Raw genomic sequence first — 17285 nt, forward strand, 5'->3', positions numbered from 1 at the left:
CAATCATGGGATTGCCTTTATTGTTTGCGCGATACCAAGCTCATTTTCGTATCTTTAATTATTCAGGTAGCGCACCGCCATTTCGGTTCTTGATTTCGCATTGGCTTTACGCAGTAGGTTTTTTACGTGCACTTTAACTGTGCCTTCACTAATGTGTAAATGCTCTGAAATCATGCGATTACTTAAGCCTTCCGCCAGTTGCTGTAGAATTTGCAACTCCCTTGGGGTCAGGCTTGAAATCCATTCTTGTTCATCGGTCGCATCTTTAAGTTCGTAAAGGTATTCCTCGACTTCATCGCTGATCACCCTGTGGCCAAGCATGGCATTCTTGAGTTTTTCGAGCAGCAAATCTGGCTCAGTATCTTTAAGCAAATAGCCGTCGGCTCCAGCGCGAAGTAAACGGATAACATCCTGTTTTGCATCGGAAACGGTGAGAATTACTATGCGTGAGGTAACTCCTTCTTGGCGCATGGCGTTGAGGGTATCTAAGCCTGTCATGCCTTTCATATTCAGATCGAGCAATATGATGTCGGGTTCATCGGTGACCACTGCGGTTAATGCGTCTAAACCACTACCGGCTTCGCCAAATAGGCTGAAGTCAGGATCTGAAGCGATGAGCTGGCAGATGCCTTTGCGCAAGAGGGGATGGTCATCGACCACCAGTACGGAATAAGGTTTACCCATTTGAAGGCTCCTGTTGAGATGGGAAAATAAGCGTCACTCTAGTGCCACTTGCCCCCTTGCTGTGCTGCATAAGGTTTAATGGGCTGTTAGATTTGAGTGCGTCGTCTTGTGCATTGCATCCTTGCTCAGTCGTGGTTGCCATAGCAGGTTTAAATCTCTTTAAATCATTGTCGCTGAACACGACTTTACCTGAAAGCTTACTGGCTCGTTCATGCATTATACCTATGCCAAAATGTTGATCTCGTTCTTTTAAATGTCCAATACCTATGCCGTTATCACAAACATCAATATTGACCATACCCTCGTCATCCTTATAGCAATGGATGTTAATGAGGCTGGCCTCAGCGTGTTTGATGGCGTTTAACGTCGCTTCTCGCGTGATCTGCAGTATGTGGATGTGTTGCTTTGCCTCTAGCCATTGTGGCGCAAGTTTATAGTCTAAGGTTATCTTTATATTCGTCTTTGTCCTGAGTTGCTCAAGCATAGCCTCTAAAGCACTTTTTAGATCGGGCTCTTTAATTGTGAGCCTAAAGGTGGATAGTAACTCCCTGAGCTGCACGTAGGCAGTGCTTACACCTTCGTTGATTTCGGTTAACTGCGCCTCAATGATTGGACTGCGGCAACTGCAATCTAAGTTTTTGCGTAATAAGCTAATTTGGATTTTTAGGAAAGATAGCACTTGACCCAAAGAGTCGTGCAGCTCCCGGGCAATCACGCCACGTTCCTCCATTAGCGCCAGTTGCTGTCTTTGCTCTGTGGCATTGTGGATCACGATTGAGCGGGTCAACATAATAGCGAAATTGTTAAACAAGGCGATATTGGGTGTTTGAGCGGCAATTAACTCTAAATAGCCTAAATTAGCCTGCTCAAATTGCAGTGGAAAACGGGTGCTCTCTTGAGTCATATCTGGCCAGCCGCCATCGGCCTCAATCACTTCAAGCTCTTGCTCGGGATACTGGATAATGAGTCTTAGGTAGTCGAGTGATTCATAGCCTTTTAACTGATTCAGCGCCGCCTTGAGCGCCTTATAATCGAGTTTATTTGCGTTTAATGTCAGTAGGTTATCATATAAGAATGCCAGCTCGTTGTTGGCCCTTGTCAGCGCTAAGGTTTTTTCTGCTACCTGCGATTCTAGGTTGCCATAAAGCGTCGCGAGTTCCTTAGCCGTTTTTTGTAGGGCATGGGTCAGCGCTGTAAGTTCAATGTATTCGGTCTCGGGCATTTCTATTTCAAAATTACCCTTAGAAATCGTGTTGGCCGATTCCATCAGTTTTTGCAGTGGGATCACTACTTTCTTCTTTGTAAAACGCACGGCCACAAAAGCGATAATGAGCATGACGCCTAAGCCTAATATTTGGCTGGCGGCAAGGAGCCTGAGTTTAAAGGCGGCGTAGTGCTCCATCTCAAGCACCAGTAAATCTATGGTATCAACAAAGTCCTTCAGTGAGGCGACATAATCGCGGGAGTTTTCTTGTTCTATGTAGTGTTTCATCACCAGCCATTTATCGATGACAAGCTGATATTGAGCGGCAATTTCTGGCGGACTAAACCAACTTTCCGAGGGCTTTAACGTGTCGGAATAGAGCGTATTTTCGAATTCGGTGATTTTATCCTGCGCAGCATCACTGCCTGAGTTGGCGTAAAACATTAACCGATAGCTTTGCATCCTCAGCGACCCTGAGGCATTAATCGCCTTGGCGTCGCCTAAGCTGTAGGACAAATTGATGATAGCAAAAGTCGATAAACTACTAGAGAGCAGAATAAGTACTAACATTAATCCTAAGATTTTTGAGGTTAGACTACCTCGTTTCATTAATCCGCTGTTCATTTTGATGGCCGCTGTTATGGCACTTTGCAGTGGTTTTTACATTAGAAAATAATGTAATACATTAACAAAAGTATAGAAATGTGAACAACAACACCTTTACATTTTGATCTAGCGCAAACTTCAACCTAGATACCCCCTAAGAGGTATATTTTTAGCAGGGTTAAATCACTAAGTTTGACCATGGAGATGTCGTGATTTACAACAATAATGCAACACGGAGATGAGATGATGAAGAAGATGACAGGTAAGTCCTTTGCACTGAGTGCACTGGTTGCCGCCAGCTTCATGGCAGCGGGCGCAATGGCGAGTGATAAAACAGAGCCTCGCAACGAAGTTTATAAAGATAAATTTAAGAATCAATATAATAGCTGGCATGATACCGCAAAGAGTGAAGAACTTGTCGATGCGATTGGGCAGGATCCTAATATGGTGATCTTGTGGGCTGGCTATGCATTCGCAAAAGATTACAACGCTCCTCGCGGCCATATGTATGCCGTGACCGACGTGCGTAATACCCTACGTACTGGTGCGCCGAAAAATGCGGAAGATGGTCCATTGCCTATGGCATGTTGGAGCTGTAAGAGCCCTGATGTACCTCGCTTAATTGAAGAGCAAGGTGAAGATGGCTACTTCAAAGGTAAATGGGCTAAGGGTGGCCCTGAAGTCACTAACACCATTGGCTGTGGTGATTGTCATGAAAAAGGCTCACCAAAACTGCGGATCTCTCGTCCTTATGTAGACCGTGCAATGGATGCTATCGGTACGCCATTTGATAAAGCTTCGAAGAAAGACAAGCAATCTATGGTGTGCGGTCAGTGCCACGTTGAATACTATTTTGAGAAAAAAGAAGACAAAAAAGGTTTCGTCAAATTCCCTTGGGATATGGGCATAACTGTTGACCAGATGGAAGTTTACTACGACGGTATCGAGTTCTCCGATTGGACTCATGCGCTGTCTAAAACACCTATGTTAAAAGCGCAACATCCAGAGTATGAAACTTGGAAACTGGGTATTCATGGTAAAAATAATGTCAGTTGTGTTGACTGCCATATGCCAAAAGTGACAAGCCCTGAAGGTAAGAAATTTACCGATCATAAAGTGGGTAATCCATTTGACCGTTTCGAAGAAACCTGTGCAACTTGCCATAGCCAAACGAAAGAATTCTTAGTTGGCGTCACTAATGAACGTAAAGCTAAAGTTAAAGAAATGAAACTGAAAGCGGAAGAGCAATTAGTGAAAGCGCACTTCGAAGCTGCTAAAGCGTGGGAATTGGGTGCAACTGAAGCTGAAATGAAGCCTATCTTGACCGATATCCGTCATGCTCAATGGCGCTGGGATTTAGCGATTGCTTCCCATGGTGTTGCTGCTCATGCTCCTGAAGAAGCCCTACGTGTTTTAGGTACTTCAGTGAATAAAGCTGCTGATGCTCGTGTGAAGTTAGCGCAATTACTCGGTAAAAAAGGCATCACAGATCCTGTTGCGATTCCTGATATCTCTACTAAAGCTAAAGCACAAGCAGCCTTAGGTATGGACATGAAAAAGATGAATGCTGAGAAAGAAGCATTTAAGAAAGACATGTTACCTAAGTGGGATGAAGAAGCGAAAAAACGCGAAGCCACTTATAAGTAGGTTTTAATCAATCGTGGTTGAGTTTTCGATATGAGCTAACCCCTCATGCAAACAAAAGCCCTCGCTGACTCAGCGGGGGCTTTTTTATGGAAAAAATATCGAGTAATGTCAGGCGTTGATCATGCTGGCCGAGTGAATACCACGGGCTAAATCGCTATTTGATCAGTTTTAATAACGCCCTAAATCGCTCGCCTTGGGCTTGATGTTGTAATTCAAATAATAGCGATTCCACGTTAGTTAATAGGGCGCCCCTGGCCGTCATCATTTGGATCCCAAGTTGTTTATTCTCAGCACTGCGTGACGATACGCAATCGGCGACTAAATGCACCGAATATTGCTGTTCGATAAGGTCACAACAGGTTTGGTAAACACACACATGGGTTTCAATACCCGCGACTATGACGTGTTTGCGATTCGTCTTAGTTAATGCCTTTGCAAACGCGTCACAGTGCCAGCCGCTAAAATGCTGCTTAGCAATGGGTGAGCTGGTTTTCGCAAGTAAGGTTTGCAGCTCAGTGCTAGTTGCTCCGAGTTTATCGGGTAGTTGTTCTAACCACAGTATTGGAATTTCAAATAATTGTGCGCCTTGGATTAAGGTCTGTAGTTGTTGATGCAGCTTGTCACTGTTATCCATGATTTGTGCAAGTTTTCCTTGCACATCGACGATAACGAGAACACATTCTTCTGGTTTTAACATCGGGCCTTCCTTCTGCGCTTGATGATTGTCTTAGTGATGATCTTCGCTTTTGTCTAAGAGCTTGTGTTGTGATGCTCAGATTTCATCTCGATTTACGCTTCCCCCAGTAGACCCTAATTTAACCTTGTTACCAATAGGCCTAAGGTCGAATAGCTGTCGCACTTAAACTGCTCACTAAAAGAGTGCATCGCACCAGTTAGTGCTCGATTATGGTGCATTTTTAACCTTAAAAAATAGTGTTAAACAATTTAAACCAATAATAATCAATAGATTAAATTGTTGGCCTAATGATTGAATTACCTTTGATACAAGTTAATAACAATCGCGTTTTTTTGGAGGTCAGGATGAAACTAGTCAGCGCTATCATCAAGCCGTTTAAGTTGGATGATGTCCGTGAAGCTATCGCCGGAATTGGTATTGAGGGCATGACGGTGACCGAAGTGAAAGGTTTTGGCCGTCAGAAAGGGCATACAGAGTTGTATCGCGGCGCCGAGTATCAGGTGGATTTTTTGCCAAAAGTAAAACTAGAAATTGCCACTAAGGCTGAAAATCTCGACATGTTGATTGAGGCCATTACCACTGCGGCTCATACGGGGAAAATTGGTGACGGTAAGATCTTCGTCGTTGATTTAGAACATGCTATCCGTATCCGTACGGGTGAACTTGATACTGAAGCGCTATAAGGGGCTGACAATGGAAGAATTAACGAAATTAGGCGGCACAGTCACTGAACTACGCTTTGCACTCGATACCTTTTACTTTTTGATTTCTGGCGCTTTAGTCATGTGGATGGCGGCGGGATTCGCTATGTTAGAAGCGGGTTTAGTTCGCTCTAAAAATACCACTGAAATTTTAACTAAGAACGTTGTGCTGTACGCGATTGCCTGTGTGATGTATCTGTTGGTTGGCTATAACATCATGTATGTGGATAACACTGAAGGTGGCTGGTTACCGTCAATTGGCACCTTAATTGGTTCGCAATCAGCAGATGCGAGCCATGCATTAGAATCTGACTTCTTCTTCCAAGTTGTATTTGTGGCAACGGCGATGTCAATTGTCTCTGGTGCTGTGGCGGAACGGATGAAGTTGTGGGCTTTCTTGTTCTTTTCTGTGGTGATGACAGCGGTTATCTATCCAGTAGAAGGTTATTGGACTTGGGGCCAAGGTTTTATCGCTAAACTGGGCTTTGTAGACTTTGCTGGTAGCGGTATTGTGCATATGACGGGGGCGACCGCGGCGATTGCTGGCGTGATATTGCTCGGTGCGCGTAAGGGTAAATACGGGCCTAATGGCCAAGTGAATCCTATTCCAGGCTCTAACTTGCCAATGGCAACCTTAGGTATGTTTATTCTGTGGATGGGCTGGTTTGGCTTTAACGGCGGATCGCAATTAATGGTGTCGGATGCGGCGAATGCAAGCTCAGTGGCGAAAGTGTTTGTGAATACCAATACCGCAGCGGCTTTTGGTGCCATCTCAGCTCTTATCGTGTGTAAGATGATTTGGGGTAAAGCGGATTTGACCATGATCCTTAACGGTATTTTGGCTGGATTAGTGGCGATTACGGCAGATCCTCTCTCGCCTTCATTGTTAATGGCGGGTGTGATTGGTTTAGTGGCGGGCGGTGTGGTGGTGTTCTCGATTGTGGGCTTAGATCGCATTAAGATTGACGATCCCGTCGGTGCGATTTCAGTACACGGTGTGGCTGGTTTCCTCGGCTTAATGTGTGTGCCATTATCCAATGCCAATGCAACTATTACCGGACAGTTGACGGGGGCAGCGATCATTTTCACTTGGGTATTCTGCTCATCATTTGCTGTCTGGTATGTGATTAAGATAACCATGGGGATCCGTGTTACTGAGGAAGAAGAATACAACGGTATGGATGCTTCTGACTGCGGTATTGATGCCTATCCTGAGTTTGTTACGGTCAAAAATGCGGGCTGATTAAACTTGCACATTAATGCGTGATTCACCTTGATGCTTAGCTTGGATCGAGGGATAGTGAAGCAGAGCCTAGGCTCTGCTTTTTTATGGGTAATCACTGTGATTGAAGTTTTAGCACAGGGTCATAAGCTTAATTACTGAGCAATTCTGTTTTCTTGCATAAATTAAGGAGTGTTCTATGAGCTTGAATATAAAAACAATAGGTCAATTTTCGCGACTAAGTCTTATCGTCATTTCTGGCTGGATATCGGTTTCTGCCTTTGCAGGAGAAGTGATCGTTAATCGCTCAAGTGAGCCTGTCGATGCCTTTGCCGTGCGTGATCAAGTGCTCAAGGATTTTGAATGGCAGGAGTCACTTCGTCGCCAGCAGCAAATCCAAATTCTGCAGGCTTTACCCTCAGGTTGCGTTACGGTCATGAAACCCTATCGACATTTTACCTGTGGAGAGCATAACTATCGGCCGTATGATTATCAGCAGCGTGAGTTATACATAGAAGTTGACCGACCTTCGCAATAGTTAATTCGTTAAATTATTTGCAATTATTTTCAATCGATCGCGATTATTATTTTTTGTAACCATTTTATGTCGTCTTTTTCGCCATTTGTAATAAGCTCAAATAGGAGCTAATGGTGTGGGAGGACGTATGTCGAAACTATTCCGAGCCGTATACTTGAGTACGATCTTGAGCGTTGTATTCAGTCAATTGTTTGCTTGTAGCTCGACGACCATTGAGCCTAATCCGTCGGATCTTGAGTCGTTACTTGCCGATTCACTGTTTACCCCTGTGGCCGATATTCCTTCTGTTGCGGATATTTTTTATCTGCCACCCGAGGTCGTAACAGACGTAAAACGTCGCTATGGGATATACACTTTGTCACACAATAACAACATGTTAGCCAATGAATGGTTAGCTAGTTATATTAATGCGAGTCAAACCAATAGCGCTAACATTGATTTTCGATATCAAGATAATCTGACCCAAATTGCCCGTGAAACCTACGCCCAAAAGGCGGGTAATTGCATGTCTTTAGTGGTCATGACTTCTGCGTTAGCGGACATATTGAATGTGAGTGCTGAGTATCAAGATATTGCGATAGAACCCGTATGGGATAAGCAAGGTGATTTCTATTTAATCAATGGGCATGTGAATTTACGCTTACTTCCACCTGAAAACGCACATTCAGTTTATGTGTCATCTACCGCAGTTTTAGTGGACTTTATGCCAGAGCGAGCTCTACGGGGATACGGTAAAACCCAAGTGGATCGGCAGACCTTAATCAGCATGTTTTACAACAATATGGCGGCAGAGTCTTTGGTGAACGGTGATTTAGACAGGGCCTATGCCTTGATTCAAGTGGGTTTAAAAGTCGGCCAGTTTGTTCCTTCACTCAACACGCTCGCCATTATTTACCGGCATAAAGGTGATGAAAAGCGGGCCGAACAGGTTTATCGCTATGCACTCAAGTTTGATGCGAAAAATCTGACAACGCTTTATAACTTAGCCTTGATTTTAGGGGAGCAGGGGCGGCTTGATGAATGGGCCGAAATTAATAAAGTGCTTGAATTAGCGCGAATACGTAATCCCTATTATTACTATGACATGGGGCAGCAAGCCTATGATGAGCATCAATACGACGAGGCCTTGGCTTGGTATCAAAGGGCGTTGGCAAAAGCGGATTATCGTCATGAGTTCTTCTTCGGTTTATCTAAAACCTACTGGGCGCTGGGGGACGAAAAGCGTGCCAAACTGAATATGGATAAAGCCTTGGCTTTGAGCCGAGATGAGTCAGAGCGTCAACGCTATCAGAGCAAGTTACAAGTCATGTTACAGCATTAGCATTTGCCCGCTCTTTTCTATAGAGCGCTGGCCATCAATTAAGCTTATTACGGGTAAACATCTTTGCTTGCTAATATAGGGCACCTAAATACACTTGCAGTAAATATGTTTATTCCTTTTTATCCGCCATATTCGATTTTGTTCATCAAGGCCGTGAGTTAGCTGGCATATTTGAATTTTGATTTTTTTTAAATATATTAAAACAATAAGTTATATTTGATTTTTTGAAATGGAGACAACTTGGTTGCATTGGCGCTTGAGACTCGATAAATTGAACTCAGTATTGCAGTTGAGATCCCTTATCGCAGCGATAGAAATAGCCTAAACACCAGCGTTGGAGCAGTAAAATTATGTATTACCAAAATGATGACGTTCGCATTAAAGAAGTAAAAGAGTTACTTCCACCTATCGCGATTCTTGAACGATTTCCTGCTTCCGAAAAAGCCTCTGCGACTGTGTTTAATGCGCGTAATAGTATCCATAATATTCTGGCTAAGTCTGATGATCGTCTATTAGTGGTGATTGGGCCTTGTTCTATCCACGATCCCAAAGCTGCGTTGGAATATGGACAGCGTTTGGTCTCACTGCGTGAACGTTATAAAGATCAACTCGAAATTGTGATGCGAGTGTATTTTGAAAAACCAAGAACCACAGTGGGTTGGAAGGGGCTGATTAACGATCCTTACATGGATAACAGCTTTAAACTCAATGATGGTTTACGCACCGCCCGTAAATTATTAGTGGATTTGAACGACAGCGGTATGCCAACCGCGGGTGAGTTTCTTGACATGATCACCCCACAATATATGGCTGATTTAATGTGCTGGGGAGCCATTGGCGCCCGTACGACAGAATCTCAAGTACACAGAGAGTTAGCCTCGGGTCTTTCTTGTCCGGTCGGCTTTAAAAATGGTACTGATGGCACGATCAAAGTTGCTATTGATGCGATAGGTGCTGCCAATGCACCACACCATTTTTTATCTGTGACTAAGTTGGGCCATTCGGCGATCGTTTCGACTAAGGGCAATCCTGATTGCCACATTATTTTACGGGGTGGCCGCGAGCCCAATTATAGTGCGCCGCATGTCACTGAGATTAGCCAGCAATTGTTAAAAGCCAAGCTTGCCGACAACATCATGATCGACTTTAGCCATGCGAATAGTAGTAAAGAGTATCAACGTCAGTTAGTGGTTGCTGAAGATGTCGCTGGTCAAGTGGCGGCGGGAAATACTGCTATTTTTGGTGTTATGGTAGAAAGCCATTTAGTGGAAGGTCGTCAAGATCTTATTGAAGGTCAAGAGTTATGCTATGGGCAGAGTATTACCGATGCGTGTATTGGTTGGGATGATACCGAGCGTCTGTTAGCCATTTTGAACCAAAGCATTATCGAACGCCGTCAGGTTTAATTGTCTGCTCGAGCGAACATAAGCCGCAACTATACCTGAGTTAGCCGTTAACGATTGCGGGTTAAGTAAAAACAAAGGCGCTATCCCGGCGCCTTTGTTTTATCTATTTATTGCTTATTTCAACAATGTATTCATTTGCTTTGGCTAAGCTACCAAAGGCGGCAATAAGGTTGTTTCTACCTTTATCTTGTATCTCTGGATTGCCTGATTCGATCATCATCCACACCCAAGTTTGGATCAGTGGTAATGGCGGGTATTGAACTTTAGCGGAATCCAACATAAAGCTTCCTTTGATCTTAATTTAATTTGTTTGTCTTAATGTTCTCGCTAGAACTTGGGCGTATGAATCGCAAAATCTAGCGCGTAGAGGTTAACAAATTCTATTGATTTGTATAACCGCCTCCATGGCATTTTGGGCAAAACTGCAAAAATAATCAACAGCAGCAACTCTGTGCCAAGCCTTCTTCCATTGCACTCTTATCCTCCTACATACGGCTCTGAGGTTAAGTAAAACGGTACATGCCTGAACACAAATCAGTATAAATTCATTTATTGTGAATACGCCAGTGTAATGCGTAAGTATGATGTTTTGACTTTAAATGCAATCAAAATAGCAGCTGAGTATGTCGTGAATAAGTCTATTTGTCTGTCAGGAAAATCTGATTGATTTTATTCAGACTTTGCTAGTTTCGCTTAGCTTATGTTCGGTGTGAACTGTTACAATTGGCATAACTCATTCAAGGTTATGTCCTATGCGCCCAACGTTATATTTTGAAGGTCCAGTCGATAAATTAAACTGGCACGTCATGAAACTGCTTTGGCCTTACTTATTGGAATACAAAGGCCGTATTGCGCTGGCGATGTCATGCCTCATCATCGCTAAGCTGACCAGCGTGGCTCTACCTTTTATTCTGAAGCATTTGGTCGACACCTTAGATGCCGATAAAACCGCGCAAGCCCTCAGTGTGCCCGTAGGATTAGTGTTGGCCTATGGTGCGGTACGTTTACTAACGGCGATTACGGGGGAGATCCGCGATACCTTGTTTGGCCGCGTAACCGAGCGGGCGATCCGCCGTTTAGGCTTAGCAGTATTCGACCATTTACACCGACTGGACCTCGACTTTCATCTAGAGCGCAAAACCGGCGGCCTATCCCGCGATATTGAACGCGGCACCAGCGGCGTGAGTTTCCTCATGCGTTTTATGGTGTTCAACATAGTGCCAACCTTGCTCGAAATTGTCATGGTGATCGGCATTTTCTTCTATAACTATGGCATTGCGTTTGCGGCAATCACTTTTGTTGCTGTGCTGGCTTATATTATTTTTTCTGTGGTCGCGACCGAATGGCGTACTGAGTATGTACGTGATGCGGCCAAGGCTGACTCGTTATCGAATACCCGCGCCATCGACAGCTTGCTGAACTATGAAACGGTGAAGTATTTTAATAATGAAAAGTATGAGTCGCAGCGCTATGACCAAGCGCTTGAACAGTGGGAAGTCGCTAAGCGTAAGAATCGTTTATCTTTGTTTGCGCTCAATGGTGGACAAGCTGTGATTATCGCTTTGGCGATGACGGCTATGATGGCGCTGGCGGCATACAGAGTTACCTATGGCGATATGACCTTAGGTGATTTTGTGTTGATTAATGCGTTTATGATGCAGCTCTTTTTACCCCTTAACTTCTTAGGTTTTGTGTATCGCGAAATTCGCGGCGCGTTAGCCAATATTGAGCGCATGTTTAGCCTGCTCGATAAACATCCTATGATAGTCGACTTACCCCAAGCACTCGATTTTCAACCCACTAAGGGTGAGTTGATATTTGAAAATGTTAATTTTAGCTACGATGAGCGGCAAATTCTGCGGGACGTGAGCTTTAAGGTTGAAGCCGGTAAAAAGGTGGCTGTTGTAGGTGATAGTGGTGCAGGTAAATCGACCCTGATTAAACTGCTATTTCGATTTTACGATGTGGACCAAGGTGCAATTAAAATCGATGGACAAGATATCCGCCATCTCACCCAAGATGCGCTGCGGCGTGCCATTGCCATAGTGCCGCAGGATACTGTGCTGTTTAACGATTCATTAGTCGAAAACATACGTTATGGTCGCCCAGACGCGACTGATGAAGAGGTGCGTAATGCTATTAAATTAGCGCACTTAGAGCAATTTATTGCATCACTTGCCCTTGGTTGGGACACAAAGGTGGGTGAGCGCGGCTTAAAACTCTCTGGCGGAGAAAAACAGCGGGTCGCGATAGCAAGGGCCATTTTGAAGGGCTCGCCCGTGCTGGTGTTTGATGAGGCGACATCTTCACTCGATAGTCGCTCCGAGCAAGCTATTTTGTCGGCACTGCGGGAAGTCGCTAAGGGGCACACTAGCCTAGTGGTAGCTCATAGGCTATCGACCATAGTCGATGCCGATCAAATTGTGGTATTAAGCCAAGGAGAAATAGTTGAGCAAGGTAATCATCAGACTTTGCTGTTGGCAAATGGTCTCTATGCCAAATTATGGCGGATACAAAATGAGCAACAACATACTCATCTGAGCAGTTAATAGCGCAATACAGTTCAGTCTTTATTCAGCTTCGGCTCTCTATACTCAATGCCAACACATCAATCGGAAGAGATCTGGCATGGAAAATATTACACTGAGAGCTAATATTGAAGGCAAAGAAGAAAAAGTCGCCACTGATTGGTATGCCATCATGGCGACATTGAAAAAACGTGGTGTTGATTATGATTCATTGCAACGCATTCATGCTGAGTTGAACGCGGGTCTACTGGTGACCACTCGGCGACTTACCTTGGCGAAAGTCAATCCAGAAATGGTGCTGGCAGGTGTGATCCGCGATATGAACGCGCCGACAAGTGACTTTATGGGTATGCGTTAGGTGTGTTCGCTAGTGCTTTAGTACAGTTTAGGTGAGAACGTCCGAGAATAGAGGTGAGCCTCTATTCTTGATGCTCTAGAGAGACTCCAGAGATAAAATATGGCTGAATTAAGCTACGCCGTTCAGCTTCCCCGCTTTCCAACCTTCACATAAAAGATTCAATTTAGGTACTGACTCATCTATCAAAGTGAGTCGAATGATCTGCCCTTCGCGAAAACACACCAGTTCACCTTCGATCTCGGTCAGGCGATTACAGCTCTTACAGCTAGTGCTTACAGTTTTACTGGCGGGCAGTTGGCTTACGAAGCTAGATTTCAAAGTGTTTCCTTAAGTTCAATTGTGGGTAAGACATTTGAATAATGTCTCACGTCACGGATCTTACCTCTTTTGTGATACGCATTCAAATATACCTTATGTAAACCCTATATAGACGAAAGTTGTATTCGCCATTAACCGCGAGGGTTCGCGGCTACTTATCCATATGTGCATAGTATTTATCGAGTGAAATGGATAAACCGCTATCGAGTACAATTCGGACATGTGAGGGTTTGAGTTGTCTTGGTTCTGTCACTCCGCAAGAGTGCGCAATTAAGGCTAAGTCATGGTGTAAATTATGATTATAGTTAGCAACACGAGCCGATTTATCCCTAGGATCGAGTCCTTGTTGTAGCTTGGGATTGTGCGTTGTGATGCCCGTTGGGCAGGTATCTCTATTGCACTGTAAGGCTTGAATACAACCGAGGGCGAACATATTGCCACGGGCCGATGCGATGAAGTCGGCACCTAATGCCAAAGCCCAAGCGACTCTTGATGGCACTATGAGTTTACCCGAAGCGATGACTTTGATGCGTTTACGCAAGCCTCGTTGGATCAAGACATTAACTAGGATAGGTAAGCTTTCCTTCAGTGGTAATCCGACATAATCCATTAAAGGTTGTGGTGCAGCGCCTGTGCCGCCATCGGCACTGTCTAAGGTAAAGAAGTCGGGGGCAGAGTCTTCGCCACGACGTTCAATTTCATCACATAAATCTTCGAGCCACTGCACGTCACCGAGTACGGCCTTAATGCCCGTTGGTTTACCGGTAACTTCACGTACTCGTTCAACCATATCCAAAATATCGTTCACGGATTTGAATTCAATATGACCATTAGGGCTAATAGAGTCATAACCCTGAGGAATACCGCGAATATGGGCAATTTCAGCCGTGACTTTGATCCCAGGTAAAATGCCACCTTTGCCCGGTTTAGCTCCTTGACTCATTTTAATTTCGAACATTTTGACTTCGGGATGAATGGCTATCGACTTGAGCTTTTCATCGTCTAAATGTCCGTGCTCATTACGTACACCGTATTTGGCCGTTCCAATTTGAAAGACGATATCGCAGCCACCTTTTAGATGATAAGGGCTCAAGCCGCCTTCACCTGTGTTAAGCCAGCAACCCGCCTGCGCTGCACCGTGGGAAAGGGCGGTAATTGCTGGGCGCGATAGAGCCCCAAAGCTCATGGCTGAAATATGACAAATGGCTTGAGTCGTATAGGGTTGGCGGCAATTGGTGCCAATTGTCAGTGGATGAATGGGTGTGATCTCTTCATCTTGGGTTGGGAAGGCGGTATTCATAAACATAATGGTACCAGCATTATCTAAGGGGCGAGTTGAACCAAAGGCGATAGTTCTATCAACATTTTTAGCTGCGCGGTAAACCCAACTGCGTTCTGCACGGTTGAATGGCAGTTCTTCTCTGTCTTGGGCGAAAAAGTATTGTCTAAAGAACTCGCCTTGTTTCTCGAACAGATACCGAAAGCGACCAATTACAGGATAGTTATGTCTTACCGCTTGTTTGGTCTGCATTTTATCTGCGATATACATGTAAATAACCGCGAGTACTGCGAGTCCTATTACAATCAAAAACAGCCCTGAAAATAGATCGAGTCCCCACATAAACCAATTGAGTTCACTCATGTTATTTATCCTTATTCTTGTCCGTAACGGGTGGCGATCAAGCTCGCAGGTTGGTCATCATTAAGAGAGAGTAAAAACAGCTGGCTATAGTCATCTTCACTTATCGCTTGGATCTCAGGTCCACCAAGGGCTTTAATGATCAGTGGGACAGTGTTTGAATGCCCAACGATGAGTGTATTGCCCTTTACAGCATGCACTTGTTCGACAATGTGTTGAATATGTCCTTCGATAGGTTTGGCTGCTTCTACTATCGTCACAGGTAAATGGCGAGCCTCGGCGATGGGCGTGAGTGTTTGCTGGGTTCTTAGGTATTGAGTCGCAATAAGTTGCGACAGCGGCGTGCGGCTCAAGGCAGTGATCAGTGATGTTGCGCGCATTTCTCCCTTGGGTGATAACTGCGGGTTATTGGCTGGCGTGTCGGCTTTTTCGGCATGTCTGACTAAAATAATTAGTCTGCTCTCCGCATGAGCTTGGCTAATGGGAGTAAAGCCGAGGCAAGTGAATATGACGAGGCTTGTTAGCAGGCTAAAGCGTTTTATATTGATACCCAGATTATGCTTAAAATAGTGCTTAAGGATTAGTGTAAACTCGTGAAAGCGGAAATGACTCAAACTGCGGCCTGCTGCCATGGTGTAACATCCTTTTCTATTGGCTTATGTCTAAGCTCAGCGATAGTAATGATCTGCATTGCGGTGGGTTGGCGCTTTATGCACCTTATTAAAGAATGAACCCACTTAATTTATGTGGGCCTTATCATGGCCTTGTGGTCAGATGGTACTTCAATTCTAAAAATTACTAAAGCTGGTTAAATTTTGGTCGATAATTAAGTCGACCCGAATTGAATGGATAGTCATCATGGAAATCAATAAACCCCCTCAAGTGCAAAGTACTCCTTTGCCACAGAAAAAATATGCTGAAAACGCGGCGTCTAAGGGCACCGACGTGAGTGATTCGAAGGACGCGAAAGCCACAGAAGTAACCTCGAAGCAAACCGCGCAGCAAACGAGTAAGCAGCTGATGAATCAAGCGATTTTATCGGCACAGCAAGATGTGAATATCAAGTCAGGCGATCAGTCTATGGCCTTGCTTTATCGCGCAGCGATAGAGTCGATTAATAAAGAATTAGCGCCCACTATGGGCGAGAACGCGATTCAGACGGCTTACGATAATGGCGTAGATACTTCTCCAGAAGCGACTGCAGATCGTATCGTGAGTTTTGCGACGCAGTTTTTTAGCATTCACCAACAACAAAATTCGGGTATGAGTCTAAGTGATCAACTCGATAGCTTTATGGGGATTATTGGCGGTGCCATCGACAATGGCTTTAAAGAGGCTAAAGATATTCTGTCCGGCCTTAAAGTATTGCAGGGTGATATTGCCGATGGTGTCGATAAAACCTACAGCTTAGTGCAAGAGGGGCTGCAAGCCTTTAGAGATAGCTTTAACAAGAAGACTGATGAGACAGCATAGAGTCCGAGTTAATACCTCAGTATTTTCAGTTCTATATTCAGTGTTATAGTCATAAGCCCCTTATATAAGGGGTTTTTGTTGTGCAGAAAAAAGTCTATGCTGGAAGCCTATTTAACGTTTCGCTTGAGGGCAAGTTATGTGGATTAGGGGACAAGTGATAGAACGTATTGATTGGAGTGATAAGTTATTCTCATTGCGCATTGCTGCCGAGTTAGCTCCATTTATTCCTGGTCAGTTTATCAAGTTAAGTCAAATGCAAGATGATAAGCGTGTGGCTAGAGCCTACTCCTTAGTAAATTCTCCCGATAAACCCTATGCCGAGGTGCTCGCCGTTGCGGTAGAGGATGGCCTGTTATCGCCTCAATTACACAACCTTGCAATAGGCGATGAAATTGAAATTACCTCAACCGCGACCGGTTTTATGACCTTAGCTGAAATTCCTAAGGGTGAACTCCAAGGGAAGCATTTGTGGTTTTTAGCCACAGGAACAGCGGTAGGGCCATTTTTGTCTATGCTCGACACCGATGAACCTTGGGAGCGTTTTGAACAAGTCGTGCTTGTGTATGGCGTGCGCGAGGCACAGGATTTGGCATATCTTGATAAGCTGCATAATTTAGAACGCAAATACCCTGAACAATTTTCATTAGTCTTGAGTGTGACCCGTAAACCCTTTGCCGATGCTTTGCAGTGCCGCATTCCCGAGGGAATAGTCTCGGGTGAAATCGAAAAAAAGGCAGGATTAACCTTAAACGCAGCTGACTCTCAAGTTATGATCTGCGGCAATCCGGGTATGATTAATGGTGCGCAAGCCGCTTTACTCGATAAAGGGTTAGTGAAGAATTTACGCCGTGCTCCTGGGCAAATTACCGTTGAAAAATACTGGTAATCTCAATTTTACATAGAAGGCGAGAGTAAACTTGTTTCCGTTCTTGCCCCTAAAAAG

Annotated in this window: 17 protein-coding genes; 10 read left to right on the top strand and 7 right to left on the bottom strand. The window is 44.5% G+C overall.

Going from position 1 to position 17285, the window contains the following annotated elements; genetic code table 11:
* Positions 1 to 54: 54 nt before the first annotated feature.
* Together L5M17_RS04780 and narQ are read right to left on the bottom strand one after the other, a co-directional pair.
* Positions 55 to 684 carry a response regulator gene (locus L5M17_RS04780; protein ID WP_105250232.1) on the bottom strand — a complete coding sequence of 210 codons (630 nt, stop codon included), beginning with the start codon at positions 682 to 684 and terminating at the stop codon, positions 55 to 57.
* Entirely contained in the window at positions 677 to 2512 is a 1836-nt protein-coding gene (narQ, locus tag L5M17_RS04785) for a nitrate/nitrite two-component system sensor histidine kinase NarQ (protein ID WP_263145597.1), read from the bottom strand. The genes L5M17_RS04780 and narQ overlap by 8 nt, the downstream gene beginning before the upstream one ends.
* A 225-nt stretch (positions 2513 to 2737) precedes the next feature.
* On the opposite strand from narQ, the gene nrfA reads away from it, so the two are divergent.
* Positions 2738 to 4141, top strand: coding sequence for an ammonia-forming nitrite reductase cytochrome c552 subunit (gene nrfA / locus L5M17_RS04790; RefSeq protein ID WP_263145600.1), 1404 nt, complete (start codon positions 2738 to 2740; stop codon positions 4139 to 4141).
* A gap of 154 nt (positions 4142 to 4295) precedes the next feature.
* On the opposite strand, the gene L5M17_RS04795 is transcribed toward nrfA, so the two are convergent.
* The gene (locus L5M17_RS04795) at positions 4296 to 4838 is read right to left on the bottom strand and encodes a hydrolase (protein ID WP_263139709.1); all 543 of its coding nucleotides are present in this window, start codon (positions 4836 to 4838) and stop codon (positions 4296 to 4298) included.
* Positions 4839 to 5182: 344 nt separating this feature from the next.
* On the opposite strand from L5M17_RS04795, the gene L5M17_RS04800 reads away from it, so the two are divergent.
* The 5 genes from L5M17_RS04800 to aroG all read left to right on the top strand — a co-directional run bounded on the left by L5M17_RS04800 (position 5183) and on the right by aroG (position 10026).
* Positions 5183 to 5521 carry a P-II family nitrogen regulator gene (locus tag L5M17_RS04800; protein WP_028761800.1) on the top strand — a complete coding sequence of 113 codons (339 nt, stop codon included), beginning with the start codon at positions 5183 to 5185 and terminating at the stop codon, positions 5519 to 5521.
* Positions 5522 to 5531: 10 nt separating this feature from the next.
* Complete coding sequence (locus L5M17_RS04805) at positions 5532 to 6782, top strand: ammonium transporter (protein ID WP_028761801.1); 1251 nt, start codon at positions 5532 to 5534, stop codon at positions 6780 to 6782.
* A 178-nt stretch (positions 6783 to 6960) separates the two neighbouring features.
* Positions 6961 to 7299 carry a hypothetical protein gene (locus L5M17_RS04810; RefSeq protein WP_168824642.1) on the top strand — a complete coding sequence of 113 codons (339 nt, stop codon included), beginning with the start codon at positions 6961 to 6963 and terminating at the stop codon, positions 7297 to 7299.
* Between the two features lie 127 nt (positions 7300 to 7426).
* Positions 7427 to 8620: a tetratricopeptide repeat protein gene (locus L5M17_RS04815; protein WP_263145603.1), complete on the top strand. Its 1194-nt coding sequence runs from the start codon at positions 7427 to 7429 to the stop codon at positions 8618 to 8620.
* A 350-nt stretch (positions 8621 to 8970) separates the two neighbouring features.
* Positions 8971 to 10026, top strand: a complete 1056-nt coding sequence (gene aroG, locus L5M17_RS04820; RefSeq protein ID WP_131525191.1) for a 3-deoxy-7-phosphoheptulonate synthase AroG — start codon at positions 8971 to 8973, stop codon at positions 10024 to 10026.
* Between the two features lie 103 nt (positions 10027 to 10129).
* On the opposite strand, the gene L5M17_RS04825 is transcribed toward aroG, so the two are convergent.
* A complete protein-coding gene (locus L5M17_RS04825) occupies positions 10130 to 10306 on the bottom strand; it encodes a hypothetical protein (RefSeq protein ID WP_105250227.1) in 177 nt (58 codons plus the stop codon).
* 472 nt (positions 10307 to 10778) lie between these two features.
* Here L5M17_RS04825 and L5M17_RS04830 point away from each other — a divergent pair, with 472 nt between their 5' ends.
* Positions 10779 to 12575 carry an ABCB family ABC transporter ATP-binding protein/permease gene (locus tag L5M17_RS04830; RefSeq protein WP_263145607.1) on the top strand — a complete coding sequence of 599 codons (1797 nt, stop codon included), beginning with the start codon at positions 10779 to 10781 and terminating at the stop codon, positions 12573 to 12575.
* A gap of 79 nt (positions 12576 to 12654) precedes the next feature.
* On the top strand, positions 12655 to 12912 hold the full coding sequence (locus L5M17_RS04835; protein ID WP_105250225.1) for a hypothetical protein: 258 nt from the start codon (positions 12655 to 12657) through the stop codon (positions 12910 to 12912).
* A 108-nt stretch (positions 12913 to 13020) separates the two neighbouring features.
* Here L5M17_RS04835 and L5M17_RS04840 read toward each other — a convergent pair whose 3' ends face one another.
* The 3 genes from L5M17_RS04840 to L5M17_RS04850 all read right to left on the bottom strand — a co-directional run bounded on the left by L5M17_RS04840 (position 13021) and on the right by L5M17_RS04850 (position 15501).
* Positions 13021 to 13230 (bottom strand): hypothetical protein, encoded by a 210-nt coding sequence (locus L5M17_RS04840; RefSeq protein ID WP_105250224.1) that lies wholly within the window; start codon positions 13228 to 13230, stop codon positions 13021 to 13023.
* A gap of 151 nt (positions 13231 to 13381) precedes the next feature.
* Positions 13382 to 14872 (bottom strand): FMN-binding glutamate synthase family protein, encoded by a 1491-nt coding sequence (locus L5M17_RS04845; RefSeq protein WP_105250223.1) that lies wholly within the window; start codon positions 14870 to 14872, stop codon positions 13382 to 13384.
* A gap of 11 nt (positions 14873 to 14883) precedes the next feature.
* Positions 14884 to 15501, bottom strand: coding sequence for a SixA phosphatase family protein (locus tag L5M17_RS04850; protein WP_028761805.1), 618 nt, complete (start codon positions 15499 to 15501; stop codon positions 14884 to 14886).
* Between the two features lie 226 nt (positions 15502 to 15727).
* Between L5M17_RS04850 and L5M17_RS04855 the strand changes: the two genes are divergently transcribed.
* Positions 15728 to 16342: a DUF5610 domain-containing protein gene (locus tag L5M17_RS04855; RefSeq protein WP_263145610.1), complete on the top strand. Its 615-nt coding sequence runs from the start codon at positions 15728 to 15730 to the stop codon at positions 16340 to 16342.
* A 136-nt stretch (positions 16343 to 16478) separates the two neighbouring features.
* Positions 16479 to 17228: a ferredoxin--NADP reductase gene (locus L5M17_RS04860; RefSeq protein ID WP_263145611.1), complete on the top strand. Its 750-nt coding sequence runs from the start codon at positions 16479 to 16481 to the stop codon at positions 17226 to 17228.
* The last annotated feature ends 57 nt before the right edge of the window (positions 17229 to 17285 follow it).

It is taken from the genome of Shewanella sp. SW24, from assembly GCF_025653395.1.
Classification (GTDB): Bacteria; Pseudomonadota; Gammaproteobacteria; order Enterobacterales; family Shewanellaceae; genus Shewanella; species Shewanella oncorhynchi.